The organism is Halalkalibacter oceani, assembly GCF_023715605.1.
Classification (GTDB): Bacteria; Bacillota; Bacilli; order Bacillales; family Bacillaceae_D; genus Halalkalibacter; species Halalkalibacter oceani.
In genome coordinates this window covers 19,791-37,836 of sequence record NZ_JAMBOL010000032.1, presented here as the reverse complement: position 1 = coordinate 37,836, position 18,046 = coordinate 19,791, and the positions used below count along the sequence as shown (strand labels likewise).

Sequence of the window (18,046 nt, the reverse complement as noted above, 5' to 3'; positions counted from 1 at the left end):
TTGCCTCGGACTTCCTTCAGATTCTAGGTCACCCTAGACACCCTTGTCGTTGGCTAACAGTTACAGTGACCTTCACTGCTCGGGACTTGAACCCTATAGCCCATGCACATGCCGGGCACACCAAAAAGACAGCGTGCGGTCTCTCACCAGCTCGCTGTCTTCTCAGATCAAATCGGCAGTACATAGAGCAAGATCATAAAGAAATGCAAAACACTGCCGGCCAATACAAATGTATGCCATACAGCATGGTGAAACCTGAATCCGCGCCACACATAAAAGATCGTGCCAAATGTATAACAAAGTCCTCCAGCTACAAGCAAAACAACTCCCGCAAAAGGCATGTTCTCAATCAGAGGATTAATCGCAAATATCGCGAGCCAGCCCATTCCGATATAAAACAACGTCGACAGAAACAGGAAGCGCTTGACAAAGAAGATTTTAAACACAATCCCCGCCGTCGCCAGCCCCCATACAATCCCGAACAACGTCCAGCCAAGCGTACCTTGAACGACGATAAAAAGCAGAGGTGTGTAGCTCCCAGCAATAAACAAATAAATCGAAGCATGATCAAAAATTTCAAACATGTTCTTCAATCTGCCGGCAGGCAAGCTGTGCAGCATCGTTGAAGAAAAATATAGCATCAGCATCGTAACTCCGTAAATCGTAAAGCTGATAATATGAAGCGCCGTGCCGTGAACAGACGAAAACACAATCAGCAGCACAAGAGCTGCTATGCTTAACAGGACACCAATTCCGTGGGTAATGGCATTTGCCAGTTCTTCTTCTTTTGAAAACGTATGAGTAGTCGCCATCTTTTCCCTCTTTTCCTCTTCCTTTTTATAGTATACCAAATAAATGGAGATCAATCGCGGTTTTTACATGATTTTCTGCATGATGGTTGCATTGACTGACATGCGTTAATATAATAAGTAAAACCGCGCAACAGCTTTACTTAAAATGCGTGAAGCCCCGGCGCCTGTCTCGAATCAGCCGGGAATTTTTCATCTTTACTGACCTTATACAGAAGGAGGAAGGCACGGTGAGATATGTTACTCTTGTCCAATTATTTGACCATCCGATTACGCAAAAATTTGTAAAACGTTCCGGCATGGCTCATGCTGTTGCTTGTGCTTACCATGCTTTTCGCTTGGCGAAAGTGCACCATGTTGATCCCGATATGGCAACAAAAGCGGCCTTTCTTCATGATATCGGCCACTACACATGGTATCGGGACGGCCAATGGGATTATCAATTATATAAGGAATATGATATTCATGCGATCAAAGGGGCGGAACGGGCGCATAAACTGCTGATCCGCCTCGGAGAACATCCGCGCATTGCAAAAGAAATTGCCCTGGCAATTCTGCTTCATACCGATTCCTACTTGCCTGAGGGAGAGCTTGAGCTGAAGCCGCTTCAATATGTAGTCGCACTTGCCGACGAAGCGGACGAGGAGCCGGGAGGAGAGCATCATTACCGCACGATTTCAGACGAACGGGCCCGCCACCTTCTCGGCGAACTAGATAAAAAAGTAGAAGGTGACATATAAGCGGCGTGGAACGGAAAAAGCCGCCGCTCTCCCCCGAATGCAGCTGAACTTGAAAGGATTCCCCCACGCTTATCTGCTTCCTGCCAAATGACAATTGCGGTTTTCTATTGACGAATACTAGAGCTTCATGCTACATTTAGTCCAACACAACTGGATACCCGAAAAGGGGAGTAGCGACCAACTGGTCAATGAGTCGTCATGACAGTGGAATTCCACTCGGTTCATTGAGCTTTCTGGCATGATCTTTTCATGTTCATAAAGTACGCAAGACCTTTTTATGAGAGCAGCGATTTACGGGCAGACTCTCATAAAAGGGTCTTTTTTTGTGGTGTTTAAAGAAAAAGGAGGCAGCTTCAATGGTTTTTGTCTGGTTTATTTTAGCGGCGGTTGTGACGGTGATCGCTGCTGTGAAACTTTCTACTTACGCCGATACAATCGGGGAAAAGACGTCCCTCGGCGGGATGCTTGTCGGCACGATTCTTCTCGCTGGCGCCACCTCTCTTCCTGAAGTAACAACGAGCGTATCGGCGATTATTCTCGACAGTCCCGATATTGCTGTCGGAAATGTTTTTGGAAGCAATATGTTTAATTTATTAATTTTAGCCAGCTTTGATTTATATTACCGCAAACAGCAAATCTTCGCTTCCGCGGACCGGTCTCATTTTTATACGGCAAGTTTAGGCCTTTTGTTGGCGATTGCGGCCCTTTTGGCATTGACGCTTCGCCTGCCCTATGACTTTCTCGGCATCGGGCTTGATACATGGGTGCTAATGATGATTTACGGAGCAGGTCTCTGGCTGATCTCTTATTTATCGAAAAAGCAGCAGGCCGCGCCCCAGCAAATCGAGGAGGAAAAGGAATCGCCCTACAATCTGTCGGCCATTCCTTTAAAGCGGGCGATCATCGGCTTTATTATCGCCGCACTTGTCATCATGGGTGCCGGCACCCTTCTTACTATCAGCGGGGATCAGATTGCTGTCATTACCGGTCTCGGAGCAAGCTTTGTCGGCAGCTTCCTAATTGCCGCAACGACTTCCCTTCCCGAAGCCGTGTCCGTTCTTGTCGCGCTGCAATTGCGCAACCATAACCTGGCGATTGGTTCGATTTTAGGAAGCAATTTGTTTAATATCTTGATCCTTGGTGCTTCAGATGTGTTTTACCGGAAAGGGACGATTATTAGCGCCGCTTCCGATGTCCATCAGATTACCGCAGCAGCAGTCGGAATCCTTTCCATTGTCGTTCTATATTCACTCGTTCGTAAGCCAAGAGAGTCAGCCTTCCGCTACGCTCTCCCTTCCTTAATCTTAATTGTTCTCTACTTCGTCTCCTCCTATCTGATTTTTATTCAATAGGACGAGAGCTTTAAGCAAAACTCATGACGGTTCCACTCATTGTTTAGGGCTGGGAAAAGGGTAAAACAACCTTTTTTCCCAGCCCTCTCTTTACTCGCGCAGCAAAATCAGATCTTCCATCATCTCATAGGTCATCCCGCCGTTAATCCGTTGGGTGATGATGCCATGCTCATCAATGACAATCGTCGTCGGGATGCCGATGATTTGATAAGCTTTCAGCACGTCTCCTTCTTCGTCAAGCAGCGGATCAAAATAGGCGCGGAAATGCTGGAGAAATGGTTTGATTTGTGACTTGTCCGTTTCCTGACTTGTCATGTTGACCGCCAAAAAAGCGACATTCTTTTCCTTCAGCCTTTTTTCCATCTCAACGATAATCGGCATTTCTTCCTGGCATGGATGACACCATGTCGCAAAGAAGTTGAGCACGACCGGCTGTCCGCGATAATCGGCGAGCGCGACCTGCTTCCCTGTTAAAGTCGGCAATTCAAAGGAAAGCGCTTCTTGTCCAATTTGCGCCCCTGTTGTCACCTGGGCGGCCACTGCTTCCTCCACCTGCTGAAAGACCGTTGTTGATTGACTATACATAAAGCCGACTCCGCACAGTATGAGAATTAGAATGCTCCGATAAAAGGTTTGCCGTTTTTTATTGTTCATCCCATTCGCCTCTTCCCAGTAAAAATTGCTATAATGTAACCTATGTCCATCATGTCATAATCATGCAAAAGGAGGAGAAAAATCAATGACCAAACTACAGCTGGCTCAAGCCGTTGCCGTTATCGCCCTCGTTATTTTCGTCGTCATTTCCTATCAGCAGGATAACCGCAATGATTTGATCTTCTTTCCATTAGTCGGCCTCAACCTGATCCTTTGGATAATGCGCCTGCGTGAACGACGTCAGCAGCGTGATGCTGACCAAGCGTAATCGCATTAACAATTTCCTTAGCAGCGTACGGCTTTTTCCGTTTCTGTGCCGATTGGATCATTCTCTCTTTCACCCGCTGATTGGTTAAAATAAGGGCAGTCTGTTCAGAGATCTGGCGGCGCGTAAACGCTCTAAGCGCCAACCCCCACTCAACCACAATATTCGCATTCTGCTCTTCATGCCCCGGAATCGGCTCGTAAAGAACAAGTGGAGTTTCACAAGCAAGCGCCTCGCTGAGTGTCAGCCCGCCTGCTTTCGTGATCATAACGTCACTGATTGCCATATACGAAACAAAATGAGCCGTATACGGAATAATGCGTACCTCATGTTTAGAGGCAGCGGGGTTGATTTTCCGCGCCGCCTGCTCGTTGCGGCCAGTCATACACAATATGGTCAGCTGCTTATCGATACATTCCAGTTCTTCCAGAATGGTTTCGTAGCTAGAAATGCCGAAGCCCCCTCCCGCCACGAGAACCGTCGCGCGATCAGGAGGAACATTCTGCTTTTCCCGAAACAGAGCTGCCTCCATCGCAGTCGGCGGCTCTGTCGGAAATGGAATTCCACTAACTTGAAACAACGCGGGCGACAGACCGTTCTGAATCGCAAATCGCGGAGCCTGTTCATCGATCGTGAAATAACGGTTCACCTGTTTATGTAGATAGGCGCGGTGCAGTTGAAAATCAGTCACCACACTGTATAAGGGAATGCTGCAATCCTGCTTTTCCTTCGCCAATGCCAGCAGCAGCGTTGCCAGCGGATGTGTCGATATAATAAAGGAAGGATTTTCCCTGGCGATGAAACGCTCGACCTGTTTTGTAAAAAGACGGATCATTTTCTCATAGGAAACAAGCCATTTGGGCGACTGAAAATTTTCCGAAAAAAGCTTCCCCCATACTTCCGGACGATAGCGCAGCAGCCACGTATAAGACATACGGACACTGTGGTGGAGTAATGGATGAAGCCAATGCAGCGTATCAATCACCCTTACACGCGGAAAGCCCCGTGCTTCAAGTTCCTTCCGCAATGCAAGCGCCGCCTGATCATGCCCTTTCCCAATCGAAGCGGTAAACACAACTGGAGCTCCTGACATCGATAGCACCTCTTTCTGTAATATGCGCCTTACTTATAAAGTATGGAAAAGAAATGCGTAATTATTCAACCGTCCTTTTGTTATGTTTCCGTAAAGGATTGGTGAAAGGACAGACATTATATGATAAAGTAGAAATCATGCAATGGTGAAAGGATGAACAAGAATGAAAACCGTTTTCTCTGGAATTCAACCGAGTGGTACATTAACGCTTGGGAATTATCTTGGCGCAATGAAGCATTTTGTCGAGATGCAGGATGACTATCACTGTTACTTTTGTATTGTCGACCAGCACGCGATTACAGTACCGCAGGATCGCTTGAAGCTGCGCGAAAACATTCGCAGTTTAGCCGCGCTTTACCTGGCAGCAGGAATTGACCCCGACAAATCAACGCTCTTTATTCAGTCGGAAGTACCTGCCCATGCCCAGCTCGGCTGGATCATGCAATGTGTCTCCTACATAGGTGAGCTTGAACGAATGACGCAATTTAAAGATAAATCAGCCGGCAAGGAAGCCGTTTCTGCCGCGCTCCTGACCTATCCGCCATTGATGGCCGCCGATATTCTGCTTTATGACACAGATATTGTCCCAGTTGGTGAGGATCAAAAGCAGCATCTGGAGCTGACGCGCGACCTGGCCGAGCGTTTCAATAAGAAATATAATGATATCTTTACGGTTCCTGAAGTGAAAATTCCAAAAGTCGGCGCCCGGATTATGTCGCTGACAGAACCGGAAAAGAAAATGAGCAAATCAAGCCCGAATCCGAAGAGCTTTATCTCCATGCTCGATGACGAAGCGACGATCACGAAGAAAATCAAAAGCGCCGTCACCGATACGGAAGGCGGCATCTACGTTGACAAAGAAAACAAACCGGCCGTCACGAATCTGATTTCAATTTATTCCCTTTGCTCAGGACTTACCGTTGAGGAGATTGTCGAGCGTTATCGCGATAAAGGGTATGGAGACTTTAAAACGGATTTGACTGAAGTCGTTGTCGAAGCGCTGCGGCCGATCCAGCAGCGTTATTACGAATTGATTCAATCGGAAGAGCTCGATACGATCTTAGACCACGGGGCAGAAAAAGCCAACGAAAAAGCGAACCGGATGATTAAAAAAGCAGAAAAAGCAATCGGCCTAGGCCGGAAAAGATGAGAAAAACGATTGTTCGCATGATTTTCTGAAGATGGCACTTTACATTGGGTAGCCCCAGTCTTTATTTGTGGAGAAGCAAAAAGCGGACATCTTCCAGGAGGACGGGCATGTTGAAATACACCGACGTTGCCGGTTCGTTCAACGCCCGCCTGCGGAAAGCGTGCCCCCATCACGGTAGCGAGGTCAAAGAGCCGAAACCTGATTACGAAACAAAAAAGAGGCTGGAAAAAGGTTGTTTTTACCTTTTTCCAGCCTCTAAGCAATGAGCGGAACCGCCACGGGCTTGTGGCGTGTGAAGCCATTGCCAGTAGGTTCAAAGCTAGTTTTGTCTCAAGCTCCCTCTTTAATACCCGTTATTCTTTTTCCAGATTTTCCCGACAAAAAAGGAAAGTCCTAACGTTCCAACGAGTAAAACGACTGTAAGGATTTGCATGACTGTATGAGCAAAAGTATCCGTGTTCATTTCTATCCCTCCTATGTACAGATGTTCTTCCTTCCCATTATAGGAGAGTGGTGTGGAATTGTAAATGGAGGTCGTAAAAATGTCAACGCTTGCTCACAATCTGCATTATTTTACGCTTTCCCCATGCTCAAGCTCCCAGAGCTTCTCGAAAAATGCCTGTCCGCGGACCATCGCTTCACATAGTTGATGATGCTTGCTTGTCCACCCCGGGCGAATCTCATCATAAAGCTGCTGCCACGCTTCTTCTCTTTCAAGCATCTGAATCCGCATATAATCACGCGGGTTCCATTCCGTATACCAATAGCGCACCTCGGCATCAGTCCCCGTCGTATAAAGCTGATCGAGCGCCATATAGAGCAGCTGCTTTAATTGACGTTCCTTGCGGGTCAATCCTTTCAGCTCGGCGGGATCCGGAGAAAGCATATGGTATTCCTTTTTCCCGATTTCATGCTCAATATCAAACTCTTTCATTTCATGCTGCTGCAATAGCTCATACACCGTTTGTTCCTGCCGCGGAGTCAGGCGGCTTTTGCGAATCGGTGTTTTATATCCCATCGTATCGACCGCGATCACTTTCTCGCCGTCTGTCGCCACAAAGCAATAATCAAGCTGCAGCCGTGACATGTTTTTTCGTAAATAGCTTTGCTGGTAAACCTCTGCCAGCAATTCATCAGGCAGTTCATCTAAATAATTTTCAAGATAATCAAATAGGCGGGCACTTACGAAAACAAGCTTCGCCTGATCCAGTACCTCGATCTTGTCTTCACTGCGCCATTCATGAAACTCACAAACGTTGTAGCCATTTTCTTCGCCTTCGAACCAGTTGACCCATACGTCTCGAATATGGACCATACTAAAGCCCCCCCTTACTTCTGAATCAATTTGGTATCCACAGTATAGGCAGACTGGAACCAGTTTATTCCACAAGCTGCTAATTCCTGAGAATAATTTATTTCGGAGGGCGACGACGTTTACGGGAAGAGGGGAACATGAGGGCACCTATCGTTAAAGCGACTCCGGCCAAAAAGAGATAAAGTTCAATTCGATTGACAAGAAAAGCGAGATACATCGTAAAATGATAGCCTGTCGTCAACAAATTTAAATACGCAAGTATGCTGACACCGCCGCCAACCGCCAGCAAAATACCGGTAAGCACAAAAAATAGCCGAATCAACTTAATCACCTCCCCTGCTCTTCTTTATCGTTCATGAAACTCCGATTTTGCCAGCAGTTCCTCCGCTGGACAAGGTAACAGCTTGCTCGTGGTCGCTTCTTCATCCCACGCCGTCGCAACAAGCCGGAAGCCAAAATAATAACCAAGCCAAAGTGGAATACCGCTTCGCTTGTCACCATATAAATAACGGTAATGAAGCTTTCTGTTTGGCAAATCAAGATGTGGCTTCAGCCATTTCTCGAACCATTCCATGCTCCATGACCGGTCGTAATATCTTGTCCATACTGCCGTGCGCCCCGAACCGAACTCTTCTTTCACTGCATGTTCGGCCAGCCCTTCCATGACGATCGACTCTAATAATGTAATCTCCTGTTCCGTCACTTTTGTATGACTCAGCCGGCAGCAATGATGATATTCATGAGTCAGCAAAACCCGCAGCTCTTCTTCTTCAATCGCCGGATGAATAAAGAGAATAACCGCTTCTGGTAATGTCAGCCCCATTTTTCCCCCGAGCTGGTCCTGCAAAAAACGATTGCGCTCCTCAATCGGCAGCAAATAAATTTTCACCTCGGGTCCCGTCCACTTTCGCTGCAACGCTCGGTATTGCTCCGCGACAATCCGCCATGGCTCCTCACGCTCCAGCCATTGGGAAGAAAGAGGCTGATCCGGCTGAAGCAGGCCGGCTTGCAGCAAATGATCCTGCAGCGCATGAACATCCTTTGTCTGAAAGACATCACAAAGCGGCTTGATTAGCGTTTTCCGGGCGACATCGACCTTTTCTGTTACGCTATCCGCCTTCTTCCACTGCTCAGCATACATCCGCAGCCATCTATCCGTTCGCACCACACCCATGCTTTTCCCTCCTCTAAATTACTATATGAGAAAAAATGATAATATGAACCTTCATCTGTCCAGGTTCATCATCAATTCATGGTTTTCACCTTTTGGCGATTATGTAAAAATAAGAAGAGGAGGAGGGGATCTCGATGGCTACGGGAAGAGAACAACAGCTCGCCACCTATTACCGCTTTACGGACGAGCTTAACGAAACGTGCCGGAAAACAAACGATTTAGCGGCCCATCTCGGGATTGAAACGAGGTATATCGAATGCTCATTGTATAGAGAACAGCTCGAACAGCTTGCAGAGATTCAAACCTATTTTCGAAAAGTGGGCATGAGCGCGGCGCAAACGACAGATAGCGAAATTTTGATGATGGCTCTCAGCCATTTCCACCAGTTTGTCAAGCATATTGAAAGTGAATAAGAAAGAAGCGGGGGCTTGCATCTTGAACAAAGTCAAGCTGTGACGAATAAGATGTAGGAAAATCGTGCGCAGAGTGGGTGAAAACATGGACGACAAATTCCAACGCGGTCTTTTGTTTGTCATGACAATTTTTATCGTTATCAGCTTCCTGCTTGACTTAGGAAATGGCGAACCGAGTGACGTCCCTGCCAGTCCTTTAATCGTCTTTAATTCTTAACTAACATAAGGAGGGGTTTTATATGTTTCCAAATGGCTCACCACCTCCTTATCGCAATCCGTATCTTTACGGTCAGGGGCAGCAGCAAAATCAGCAAGGGCCCCCGCCGAATCAATTCAATCAAAAAAAACAACAGCAAGCTAAAGCAAAGAACCTGGCATCACGGCTTACTCCAAATGAAATCGCTGTGATTATCGCCTTGTTAACCGATGCTCTTCACGTGCAGTCCATTCTTGTTGACAGAGATCAAACCGTTCAAGTCCTGCTTGAAGGCTCATTGCGAAAAAGATCCGAGCTCGATAAGCTTATTGATCAAGTCCGTGATGTTCCTGTCGGCGACTTTTTATCCTCTTTATTAAATAATCCGCCTCGAAAATAACAGCCAGGTTTGCTTCGATGATCTACGGGCAAACCTGGCTGATGATGGTTGTTCATTATTTTTCTTAAGCGCCACTATTTCCTGCCGTGCGCCTTTTTTTAAGCGATCTAGCGCCAAGCATGTTCAGTAACGGCGCGTAATCCGTTTCGGTTCCGATTTTCTCTCCCCCGTAATAGACGGCGTCATATTCCTGATAGAGCTGTCTCAGCATACTTTGCAGCTCCGCCTGCTCACGTCTTTCAGCGTCACTTTCCCCTTTTTGGTCTTCCGTCAGTCTGGAGATGATTCTGTCAATATAGTCCTTCGCCGTCTCCACCTTTTGACGTTTCAAGCCGTTTTTTCTCCCCCACTTATGGACTTTGGCATATGTCCAATAAACCGAATGAAGATAATAACGCCGGATACCGGCGCGCCATCTCCGTTTTAGCCTGCGCCCTAACGCCTGTAAGGAGCTGAGCAGCCTGCTCCATAAGGAAATGCGGGTAACGCGCAGCTTGCGTGGCTTGATCCCTTTTGGCGGCTGCCAGCCTTTCAAAAATCTGGCGACAACGATGAGAGCGAGGATCGCGACCACGCTGCCGAGGCCAATGACAATCCAGTGGATCGGAATGTTGAACGGCGCTTCCTCCATCGCTTCTTCAGGAAGCAGTGGCATCTCATTGTTCTCCGCCAGCAGCATCTCGCCGCCCGTTTCGCCTGGCAGCAAACTGAGCAGCCAGTGGAGCCATTTAAGCGCCAGAGCACCAGCCGCCGTCAGCCAGCCCCAGCCCGTGAGAGCAAGCGCATAAAGTCCGTTGCGAATGATCGGCAAAAATAACACAAAGCATAGCAGGGTGATGGAAAGCACAAATAACGAAAGCACCCCATGAAACCAGCGGGACTGGCCAACCGTCCTCACCTCTACCTCCTGTCCGGCCGACTGCGTATCGCTTTGTAATGTTGTCACCATTCCGAGCAAGCTGAGAAAAATGCTGGCGAGAAACAGAAGATGAAACGTTTCGGTCGCCCACCCGTTATAGGTGAAAATCCAGGCAAACATCACATAAAAGATAATATTCCCTTCAAAGCGCCGGAGCATATGGGCCCGCTTCGGTTCAAAAAAGACGAAGCTGCCACTGCGAACATAGAGAAAAAGAAGGGCGAGGCTCAGCGAAATCCCAAGAACCCAACCACCTTGCGGCACGGCCGCCAGCCAGTTTTGCCAAAGAATGAAAAGCAAAAGCGGCAGCTGAATCGCGATCACAGCGATGTAATGAACTCTGCCGGCAAGCCCTTTTGTCATAGCGTAGCCGAGGATTGCCGCGCCGAGCCACCAGGAGACCTGGAAGGAAGCGACACTTCCCCACTCGATACTCGTGAACAGGACGATCAAGTAATAAATCCATACCGCCTCACTAAGCAGCACGATCAATGATTTTCCGATGGATGTAAACAGCTGCATCGCTATCCTCCTTTCCTCGCCGGCTGCTGCACATACTCATCAAACGGCTTAGCAAGCCGGGTGAGCCTTTGTGAATATTCGCTCTCTTTGCTATAAAAGAACTGCACATCCGCCAGCCGGTTCTTTTCCTGTTCGTACCATTGATAATGCTCCTTCGTCACCGTTCCGCAAAAAAGAAATAGCGGCACCGAACGGGGCAATTCATAGCGCAGCTTCTGCAAAAAGTCTTTCTTTCTCATTTGGATGCGCGCTTCCATTTTTGCCAGTTGATCGAGGAAGCTTGTCAATTGAGCGTTTGGCTGTAGAGAAGCGAGCGGCTGTCCTTTGTAATCAAGCGCATTTGTGATAAATCCGATCATGATCCCCTGCTTTTCATAAACCGCGGCGAACGAGGCGATAATCGACAAATAGTTCTCAAATGCTTCTTGCTTTTGCAGCTCATATTTCTTTTGCTCACTCGGATCCTCATACGCCTCGGGCTGTACTAGAAAAGCTTGTACATCAATGGCGATCATCAGCTGCTCCGTCACAACAGGCTGATAAATATTGGACTGCAGCTTCCCTGTACGGGCGCTTGCCTTCCAGTTAAACTTCCGCCATTCGTCGCCCGGCTCATAGTCCCGAATCCCGGCGATCAGCAGCGGATCTTCCAGAAAGCCGCCCTGCTTCCCATTCATCCCCCATTGCAAGGATGGGCGAAAGGCAGGTGGCCGAACAGAACGCAAAGCTGGATAAATAAACAGCACCTGCCCGACTGGAAACGGCTTCTCCTGTTCTGAAAAGCGAAATCCGTCTCCCGATCTGAGCGTGACGTCCTGACATTCATACACACCGCGCCGCTGCGCCTTCCCTTCAATCGTCCACTCAATCCGCTGATACCATAACAGCCACAAAAAGCGCACGACATATGTACGTTGCTGTTTCCCCCAGCTGACAAGCCTGCTGCCAGCCAGTTCGCATTCAAGCCATACTAATGGCAACCATTTATTGTTTGTGAGCGATGCGTCAATATGAAATTCCTCTTCGGCAAAGACGCGCGACGTCGAGAATGTCAGCTGTGGCTCCAGTCCTGTCAGCGCTTTCTTCTTCCACCAGATCATACAGAAGGAAAGCAGCAGCAAAAAAGTAGAGACAGCGATCAATGGCAAAAAGCGGAACCAAATCGCCAGCGCCAGCAAAGCCAGCAGCACCCAGCTCGCTTTCGCTTCAAACAGCACGCTCGTTTCCTTTACGGAAAACTCCTCTTCTTCGGTGGGAGGAGTCGTTTCCGTACGCTCGGCCTGGCTCATGTCCGGATCACCTGTTCCTCAGGAATAGCAACCTCTTTCAATAATTCCTCCAAAATGTCATCCTGCTTACGGTCGTTCATGCGGGCTTCGGTTGTCAGAATGAGACGATGATTCCAGACTGGCACGATCAAAGCTTTCACATCATCAAGCGTGACATAGCGGCGTCCGTGAAGAAAAGCCCAAGTCTTCGCTGCTTTATATAGCGCTTTACTCGCCCGCGGGCTGACGCCGACTGATACGAGCGGATGCTGCCGGGTTTTTTGAGCAAGAGCCGTAATATATTCGCGTATCGCTTCATGCACCTCGACCTGGCGGCAAGCAAGCTGCAAGCCAGCAATCTCCTCCGGGCTGAAAACGCTGTTGATCTCGGCAAACGGAACTTCATCTCCGACCTGTGCCAGCATTTGCTCTTCTTCCTCCGCTGACGGATAGCCTAACGTCAGCTTCATTAAAAAACGGTCAAGCTGCGCCTCAGGTAATGGGAACGTCCCCTCCATATCAACCGGATTTTGCGTCGCCAATACGATAAACGGAGCCGGGAGAGGATGGGTTACCCCTTCTATCGTTACTTGCTTTTCCTCCATGCTTTCCAGCAAGCTGGACTGCGTCCGCGGTAATGAGCGGTTAATCTCGTCAACGAGCAGAATATTGGTAAAAACCGGACCTTTGCGCAAATAAAATTCATTTGTCTTCGGATTAAAAATCGACCCTCCGACAATATCCGACGGCAACAGATCCGGGGTACATTGGATACGGGTAAACTGACAATCAAGCCCTTTCGCAAACGCCTTGACCATCGTCGTCTTTCCGGTTCCCGGCATATCTTCAATTAACACATGTCCTTCCGTCAGCAGAGCTGTCAGCATAAGCCGACACTCCCTGCTCCGGCCAATGACGACCTTTGCGACTTCCTGCCAGAGCAGTTCCAGCCTCTGCTCTGAAAAATCACGCTCTCCCATCTGTTTTTCCTCCTCATCTCTTCATTCTATTTATTGTATCATTTCGACAACACGCGAGTCACTTTTTATCGAAATTTCTGACTTTTGCTCTCCTCTATGTAAATTGTTTCTTCCTTTTGCCTTATTGTGAAACCAGACGCTTCTTTTCTCGTATATAATAAAAGAATACAACGTTGTTTTTACCGTATCGTTGCTTCACACTTATTATATGGAGGGGTTGCCCATGTTTCGCTTTTTTAACCGGGTTCGGACGGTTGTATCCTCTGAACTGAACGCTTTGCTCAATAAAGCTGAGGATCCAGGAAAAATGCTTGACCAGTTTATCCTCGATATGGAAAAAGACATTGCCGAGGTTGAAGCCGCCGTCGCCAAACAAATCGCTAATGAAAAGCTGCTCAGCAAACAATATACCGAAGCGGCAGAACTCGTCGCCAAGCGTGAGGAACAGGCCGTTACAGCACTTGAGTCCGGTGATGAAAGCCTGGCAAGAAGAGTGCTGGAGGATAAGAATAAACAGAAATCCCACGCCGATTCGCTCAAGCAGGCAGTCGATGAAGCTGCGAAACTATCGGAAGAGCTGAAAGACAAACTCCGCGAAATGAAAGATGAGCTCCGCGAAATGAACATGAAGAAAGATTCGTTGAAGGCGCGTTCCGAAAGCGCCAAAGCGCGCGCCAAAGTCAACCGGACGATGTCCGGCATCGGCACTGGGGCGAAGAGCGGTTTTGACCGGATGGAAGAAAAAGTGATCCGCCATGAAGCCGAAGTTGAAGCGTCCGAAGAATTGCGCAGCGCCAACAAAACGCTGGATGATGAACTGGCGGCTCTCGATACAAAGAGCTCTGTTGATGATGAACTCGCCGCGCTGAAAGCGAAATTAAATAATAAAAACTAACGAAGAAGGGGCTGGGAACAAGGTTGTTTTTCCCTTTTCCCAGCCAATGAATGAAATCGCACGAGCTTGTGGCGTCGGAACACAAGACTACTCCTTGTCAGCTAATTGCTCAATTTTAAAGATATTTGTAATGCCTGTGCGGTCGGTTAATAGTGTGATGGAAACCAAATCACCTTCTGATAAATCAGAAAGCGGGATAGCATTATCCTGCCGATAGATACTCACTTCTTCCCATATATCATAGTGAAATTCACCCCGATATTTCTCATCATTGAGGGATATCCCATCAACCATTAAAGATTTCTCGCCAACTTCTTTTACCTCTGCATAGAATGTCTGGATATCAGAATGTGCCAGCACCCACACGTCTTCTTCGTAATCTTTATAGGCATTCACATATCCCGCAAAATAGCTAATCAAGATACCAATAAGTAAAACGATGATCGTCATACCAATTGCGACTTTATTTGGAGGAACCATTGAAGTACGCTTGCCCTCGGTCGCTGCTAAAGCCTTATTAATATGCCGTTTATAGACTTGAAAATAGACAGCAACGGTAGCGGCTACTATCATTAGGATTGCAACCAGCGCGAGAAAATAAATAGGAAAACCCATGTCATTGCCTCCTCTATATTCCGAAATTCTCTTTAAATATGTAATAATAGCTTCTTGTTACATCAACCTGTTTACCATTCGTCATTGTAAGGATAAACTTCGACGAAAGAGTTGGGGTAATGCGTTTAACCTTATTTCTTGCAATGACAACAGAGTTACTAATCCGCAAAAATTTTGTCGGATCAAGCAAGCTGACAATTCGGTATAACCGGTCGGTAGCTTGATATAGTGCTTCTTGCGTTTGTACCTCAACTGCATGACCGAACGATTCAATACAAACAATATCCTCTACCGGTAAAATGATCCGCGAATTTGTTCCTTTTTCTCTCACAGTCAGATTATCAATGAAGCTGTTAGCCTCACTTAATACCAGGTCGGCCGTATCATCTATTTCAATTCCTCGCTCCTCGAGTGCGTATTTGATTTCATCATAACGTTCCTTACTAATGTCAAGTTTGATTTTCAACTGGCAGCCTCCTTTCGTTCCTCGTAATAGCCCTGTTTCAAAAAGTAGTTTAGCAATCGAAATTTCGTCTTTCAATATAAGAGGAATACTTTACCGATATAGCCACATAGATTGCACATCTTGGTGGTAGTAAATAAAAAATCGAACTTCCAAATATTAGAAAGTTCGATTTTCGTATTATATCTTGACTTTGTTTCAAGCGGAGACAGATGCCTAAAACTTTCTGCCTCCTCCTCGGGAACCGAAGCCTGAACCGCCGCCTCTTGATCCGAAGCTTGAACCGCCACCGCGCGAGCCGCCACCGAAGCCGCTGCCCCCGCCTCTTGAACCACCACCGAAGCCGCCAAATCCTCCTCCGCCTCCGGAATTATGGCGGTTCCGCTGCGCTGCCGCTCTCGCCGCCTGCTGTGCTGCTCTTCTTTGCCGTTCACGGGCGATCCGGCGTTCTTCCTCTCTCATTTCTTCGACGATCCGCCTGCCAATCGCCACCTCGCTAAGCGCCTCGGCATACTGGCCGTCGTTGATATACTGGATAATCAGCCCTTCACACGCCCGGAACCGGTTCTGATACGCCCCCGTGCCAAAGCCAATTCCGAGACGGCGATCAGCCTGCTGATACGCTGATCTCAGCTCCTGCCATTCCCGTTCTGCTCGTTGTTTATCGCGAAGCAATGTTTGCAGCAGTTCATCCAGCTGCTCCATCCGCTGCTGTTCCTCTGCAAATTGCCCGGCAACGAGCGTTACATCAAGCGGCTTTTGCTCGACATCGACCTGCAAATGTTCAATCCCCTGCCGCAATTGCTCAAAGGAATAGCGCTGAACCGGAAGCCGGTGTCGGGTCGCCATCTCCTCCATGCCGCTCAGCCTTTTCTTCAAGGAAGCAATGGAGTCGGTAAGACGAATCCGCTGCTCTTCAAGTCCTTCGTAGGCTGTAAAGCAGTCGGCATGCAGCTGTTCAATAAATTGAAACATCTCGAGCAGATGATTCATTTCGGCTCGTCCTTGCTTATACTGCTGCTCATCTGGATCGATCAGCTTGGCGATCAAAGGCAGCTTTTCTTCAATAAGGCTTATCAATTCCTGCATCCGTGAAAAGCGCTCCTGCAAATAATGCCAATGATGCTCGGCATAGGATGAGCGAAGCTGCTCCAGCTCTCGCTCAAATGCCCGCTCAAGATTTTGAAACGGCAAAATCCCATCGGTTATTTTTCGATGATCAATAGCGGTTTGATCGCGATAGGTAACAAGCGTTTCAACCCGCCGCTTCGCCTCCCCGGCCAAATCACTTATTCTTGCCTGCTCTGCCTTGGCGTGACTGACCCGGCCTTCCGCCACCGATTCGGAGAAAGTAACAAATCGTTCGCGCGCCTCATCGAGCAACGCATATGGATCTTCATCTGCTAATTTGAGGTTTTCCCGCGCGGTATAGTGACGAATCTCTTCTTCCGTTTGATCAATGTCAGCGGTCATCGTCTCTTTGCTCGTCAGCAACGCTTCGAGCGTCGCCAAATCAGAGGCGATTTCCTGCCATTTCGGCTTCAGGTTCGGCAGCAGCTCACTGGCAGCGGCAAAATCAAACGCATCATCAAGCTGAACGGCCTGATTAAGAAGAAGCAGAGCTTGATCGATGTGCTGCTTCATCGCCGGAAAGGCAAGCTCTGTTTCCTGCTGCAGTTGTTCCAGCTTCGTCTCAGCCTGTGTTGCTGCCTCCTGTAAGGCTTTGATTTCCCGCGATGTTTCAAGCTCCTTTGCCGTTAACTGTTCAAGCTCGTCTTTCAGCCCGGCTAACATCGTTTCCTGTTCTTTACTTCCTTTTTCAAAGCGTGAAGCTTCCTGTTCCAGCTTTCCTAAGCTCGTCGTCTTTCCCTGTTTGCCGGAGAAGATCGCAAACGAGCCAATCTGTTTAAAAGCAATGGCATATTTCCGTTTCTTTACCGACTCTTTCATAGCAGTCAACGTTTGCTCCTGCTCTTTAGCATTTGTCAATAAAATAGACAATTGCTCATGAAGCGCCTGAAACCGCTCCTTCGTCAAGCCTTTGCTGATCTCACTGCGTTCCAATGATTGCTGATAAGGCTCAAGCACGTTAGACAACAGCCCTTTTTGTCGTTGAACGAGCGCCTCTAGCCGTTTGGCGACCTTCTTTACCTGACCGAGCAAATAGACGATTCGCGCCGCTAACACGGCTAAAATCAAGAATGCTAACAGGAGAAGCGGACTAGTAGAATTCGGATTTCCCGGTGCGACCGGCGCAGACGGGACCGCTGCCAAGTCTTCGGCTGAACTGTCCTCTGCATCCGGCTCTACACTGCCAAGCTCTTCGACTTTCAGAACGAGGTCAGCAATTCCATCGCCAAAGCGGCCATCACCCGCGGCCTGGACGAAGGTCTCGTCTAGTAATCTCCCGAACGGATCCGAATTTGACAGCTGGGCAATCGCCCGATCAATCGCCGTGCCGGGACCGACATTCATATGAATCTCACTTTCCTCGACAGCTATCAGGATCGCGGCGTCAAACCCATCGCCCTTTACGTCCTCAAAAAGAGTCTCGGAGGCTTCCCCAATTGATTCTCCGCTCAAACTTGGTATGGTCCTGACATAATAATCAAATTCCGTTTCATTGTATTCTGTTTCCAGCTTTTCAACCTCTTCAGCTGAGAAAAACTCCCCTTGATCGTCAACCGTAACAGCAGCACTGACACTGGTCGGCAGCAAAAGCAACATCACCGCTGCCAGCGCACCCAGCCATCGTTTCTCCTTCATCCGGTTCCCCTCTTTCCTCTCTCATCGTTTCACATATTCTCATTATACGTTAATAAA

21 protein-coding genes are annotated in these 18,046 nt (G+C 48.1%); 9 read left to right on the top strand and 12 right to left on the bottom strand.

Going from position 1 to position 18,046, the window contains the following annotated elements; all coding sequences use genetic code 11:
- Positions 1-167 precede the first annotated feature (167 nt).
- On the bottom strand, positions 168-812 hold the full coding sequence (gene trhA, locus M3202_RS19610; protein ID WP_251224925.1) for a PAQR family membrane homeostasis protein TrhA: 645 nt from the start codon (positions 810-812) through the stop codon (positions 168-170).
- 227 nt (positions 813-1,039) lie between these two features.
- Between trhA and M3202_RS19605 the strand changes: the two genes are divergently transcribed.
- Both M3202_RS19605 and M3202_RS19600 read left to right on the top strand, forming a co-directional pair.
- Positions 1,040-1,549 carry an HD domain-containing protein gene (locus tag M3202_RS19605; protein WP_251224924.1) on the top strand — a complete coding sequence of 170 codons (510 nt, stop codon included), beginning with the start codon at positions 1,040-1,042 and terminating at the stop codon, positions 1,547-1,549.
- Positions 1,550-1,905: 356 nt separating this feature from the next.
- Entirely contained in the window at positions 1,906-2,901 is a 996-nt protein-coding gene (locus M3202_RS19600) for a sodium:calcium antiporter (protein WP_251224923.1), read from the top strand.
- Positions 2,902-2,991: 90 nt separating this feature from the next.
- On the opposite strand, the gene M3202_RS19595 is transcribed toward M3202_RS19600, so the two are convergent.
- A complete protein-coding gene (locus tag M3202_RS19595) occupies positions 2,992-3,555 on the bottom strand; it encodes a TlpA disulfide reductase family protein (protein ID WP_251224922.1) in 564 nt (187 codons plus the stop codon).
- An 85-nt stretch (positions 3,556-3,640) separates the two neighbouring features.
- On the opposite strand from M3202_RS19595, the gene M3202_RS19590 reads away from it, so the two are divergent.
- The gene (locus M3202_RS19590; protein WP_251224921.1) at positions 3,641-3,823 is read left to right on the top strand and encodes a hypothetical protein; all 183 of its coding nucleotides are present in this window, start codon (positions 3,641-3,643) and stop codon (positions 3,821-3,823) included.
- Here the strand turns inward: M3202_RS19590 and M3202_RS19585 are convergent.
- On the bottom strand, positions 3,756-4,913 hold the full coding sequence (locus M3202_RS19585) for an MGDG synthase family glycosyltransferase (protein ID WP_251224920.1): 1,158 nt from the start codon (positions 4,911-4,913) through the stop codon (positions 3,756-3,758). The genes M3202_RS19590 and M3202_RS19585 overlap by 68 nt on opposite strands.
- Before the next feature lie 163 nt (positions 4,914-5,076).
- Here M3202_RS19585 and trpS point away from each other — a divergent pair, with 163 nt between their 5' ends.
- Positions 5,077-6,063, top strand: coding sequence for a tryptophan--tRNA ligase (gene trpS / locus M3202_RS19580; RefSeq protein WP_251224919.1), 987 nt, complete (start codon positions 5,077-5,079; stop codon positions 6,061-6,063).
- Positions 6,064-6,170: 107 nt separating this feature from the next.
- Positions 6,171-6,329 carry a hypothetical protein gene (locus tag M3202_RS19575; protein WP_251224918.1) on the top strand — a complete coding sequence of 53 codons (159 nt, stop codon included), beginning with the start codon at positions 6,171-6,173 and terminating at the stop codon, positions 6,327-6,329.
- Between the two features lie 302 nt (positions 6,330-6,631).
- Here the strand turns inward: M3202_RS19575 and M3202_RS19570 are convergent, their stop codons facing one another.
- The 3 genes from M3202_RS19570 to M3202_RS19560 form a co-directional block, all read right to left on the bottom strand.
- The gene (locus M3202_RS19570; protein ID WP_251224917.1) at positions 6,632-7,378 is read right to left on the bottom strand and encodes a YjbA family protein; all 747 of its coding nucleotides are present in this window, start codon (positions 7,376-7,378) and stop codon (positions 6,632-6,634) included.
- 97 nt (positions 7,379-7,475) lie between these two features.
- Positions 7,476-7,700: a YuzI family membrane protein gene (locus M3202_RS19565; RefSeq protein ID WP_251224916.1), complete on the bottom strand. Its 225-nt coding sequence runs from the start codon at positions 7,698-7,700 to the stop codon at positions 7,476-7,478.
- A 24-nt stretch (positions 7,701-7,724) separates the two neighbouring features.
- The gene (locus tag M3202_RS19560) at positions 7,725-8,552 is read right to left on the bottom strand and encodes a DUF2268 domain-containing putative Zn-dependent protease (protein ID WP_251224915.1); all 828 of its coding nucleotides are present in this window, start codon (positions 8,550-8,552) and stop codon (positions 7,725-7,727) included.
- A 134-nt stretch (positions 8,553-8,686) separates the two neighbouring features.
- Here M3202_RS19560 and M3202_RS19555 point away from each other — a divergent pair, with 134 nt between their 5' ends.
- The 3 genes from M3202_RS19555 to M3202_RS19550 all read left to right on the top strand — a co-directional run bounded on the left by M3202_RS19555 (position 8,687) and on the right by M3202_RS19550 (position 9,561).
- Complete coding sequence (locus tag M3202_RS19555) at positions 8,687-8,965, top strand: hypothetical protein (RefSeq protein ID WP_251224914.1); 279 nt, start codon at positions 8,687-8,689, stop codon at positions 8,963-8,965.
- A gap of 85 nt (positions 8,966-9,050) precedes the next feature.
- A complete protein-coding gene (locus M3202_RS22465; RefSeq protein WP_285890624.1) occupies positions 9,051-9,182 on the top strand; it encodes a hypothetical protein in 132 nt (43 codons plus the stop codon).
- 22 nt (positions 9,183-9,204) lie between these two features.
- Positions 9,205-9,561: a hypothetical protein gene (locus M3202_RS19550; protein WP_251224913.1), complete on the top strand. Its 357-nt coding sequence runs from the start codon at positions 9,205-9,207 to the stop codon at positions 9,559-9,561.
- A gap of 64 nt (positions 9,562-9,625) precedes the next feature.
- On the opposite strand, the gene M3202_RS19545 is transcribed toward M3202_RS19550, so the two are convergent.
- The 3 genes from M3202_RS19545 to M3202_RS19535 are packed head-to-tail and all read right to left on the bottom strand — an operon-like array spanning position 9,626 to position 13,250.
- Positions 9,626-11,002, bottom strand: coding sequence for a hypothetical protein (locus tag M3202_RS19545; protein ID WP_251224912.1), 1,377 nt, complete (start codon positions 11,000-11,002; stop codon positions 9,626-9,628).
- A gap of 2 nt (positions 11,003-11,004) precedes the next feature.
- Entirely contained in the window at positions 11,005-12,291 is a 1,287-nt protein-coding gene (locus M3202_RS19540; RefSeq protein ID WP_251224911.1) for a DUF58 domain-containing protein, read from the bottom strand.
- Entirely contained in the window at positions 12,288-13,250 is a 963-nt protein-coding gene (locus tag M3202_RS19535; RefSeq protein WP_251224910.1) for an AAA family ATPase, read from the bottom strand. The genes M3202_RS19540 and M3202_RS19535 overlap by 4 nt, the downstream gene beginning before the upstream one ends.
- Positions 13,251-13,473: 223 nt before the next feature.
- Between M3202_RS19535 and M3202_RS19530 the strand changes: the two genes are divergently transcribed.
- Positions 13,474-14,145 carry a PspA/IM30 family protein gene (locus M3202_RS19530; protein ID WP_251224909.1) on the top strand — a complete coding sequence of 224 codons (672 nt, stop codon included), beginning with the start codon at positions 13,474-13,476 and terminating at the stop codon, positions 14,143-14,145.
- An 87-nt stretch (positions 14,146-14,232) separates the two neighbouring features.
- Here M3202_RS19530 and M3202_RS19525 read toward each other — a convergent pair whose 3' ends face one another.
- From M3202_RS19525 to M3202_RS19515, 3 genes are all read right to left on the bottom strand, one after another.
- Complete coding sequence (locus tag M3202_RS19525; protein ID WP_251224908.1) at positions 14,233-14,760, bottom strand: hypothetical protein; 528 nt, start codon at positions 14,758-14,760, stop codon at positions 14,233-14,235.
- A 13-nt stretch (positions 14,761-14,773) separates the two neighbouring features.
- The gene (locus M3202_RS19520) at positions 14,774-15,226 is read right to left on the bottom strand and encodes a LytTR family DNA-binding domain-containing protein (RefSeq protein ID WP_251224907.1); all 453 of its coding nucleotides are present in this window, start codon (positions 15,224-15,226) and stop codon (positions 14,774-14,776) included.
- Between the two features lie 213 nt (positions 15,227-15,439).
- A complete protein-coding gene (locus M3202_RS19515; protein ID WP_251224906.1) occupies positions 15,440-17,989 on the bottom strand; it encodes a septation ring formation regulator EzrA in 2,550 nt (849 codons plus the stop codon).
- Positions 17,990-18,046 lie beyond the last annotated feature (57 nt).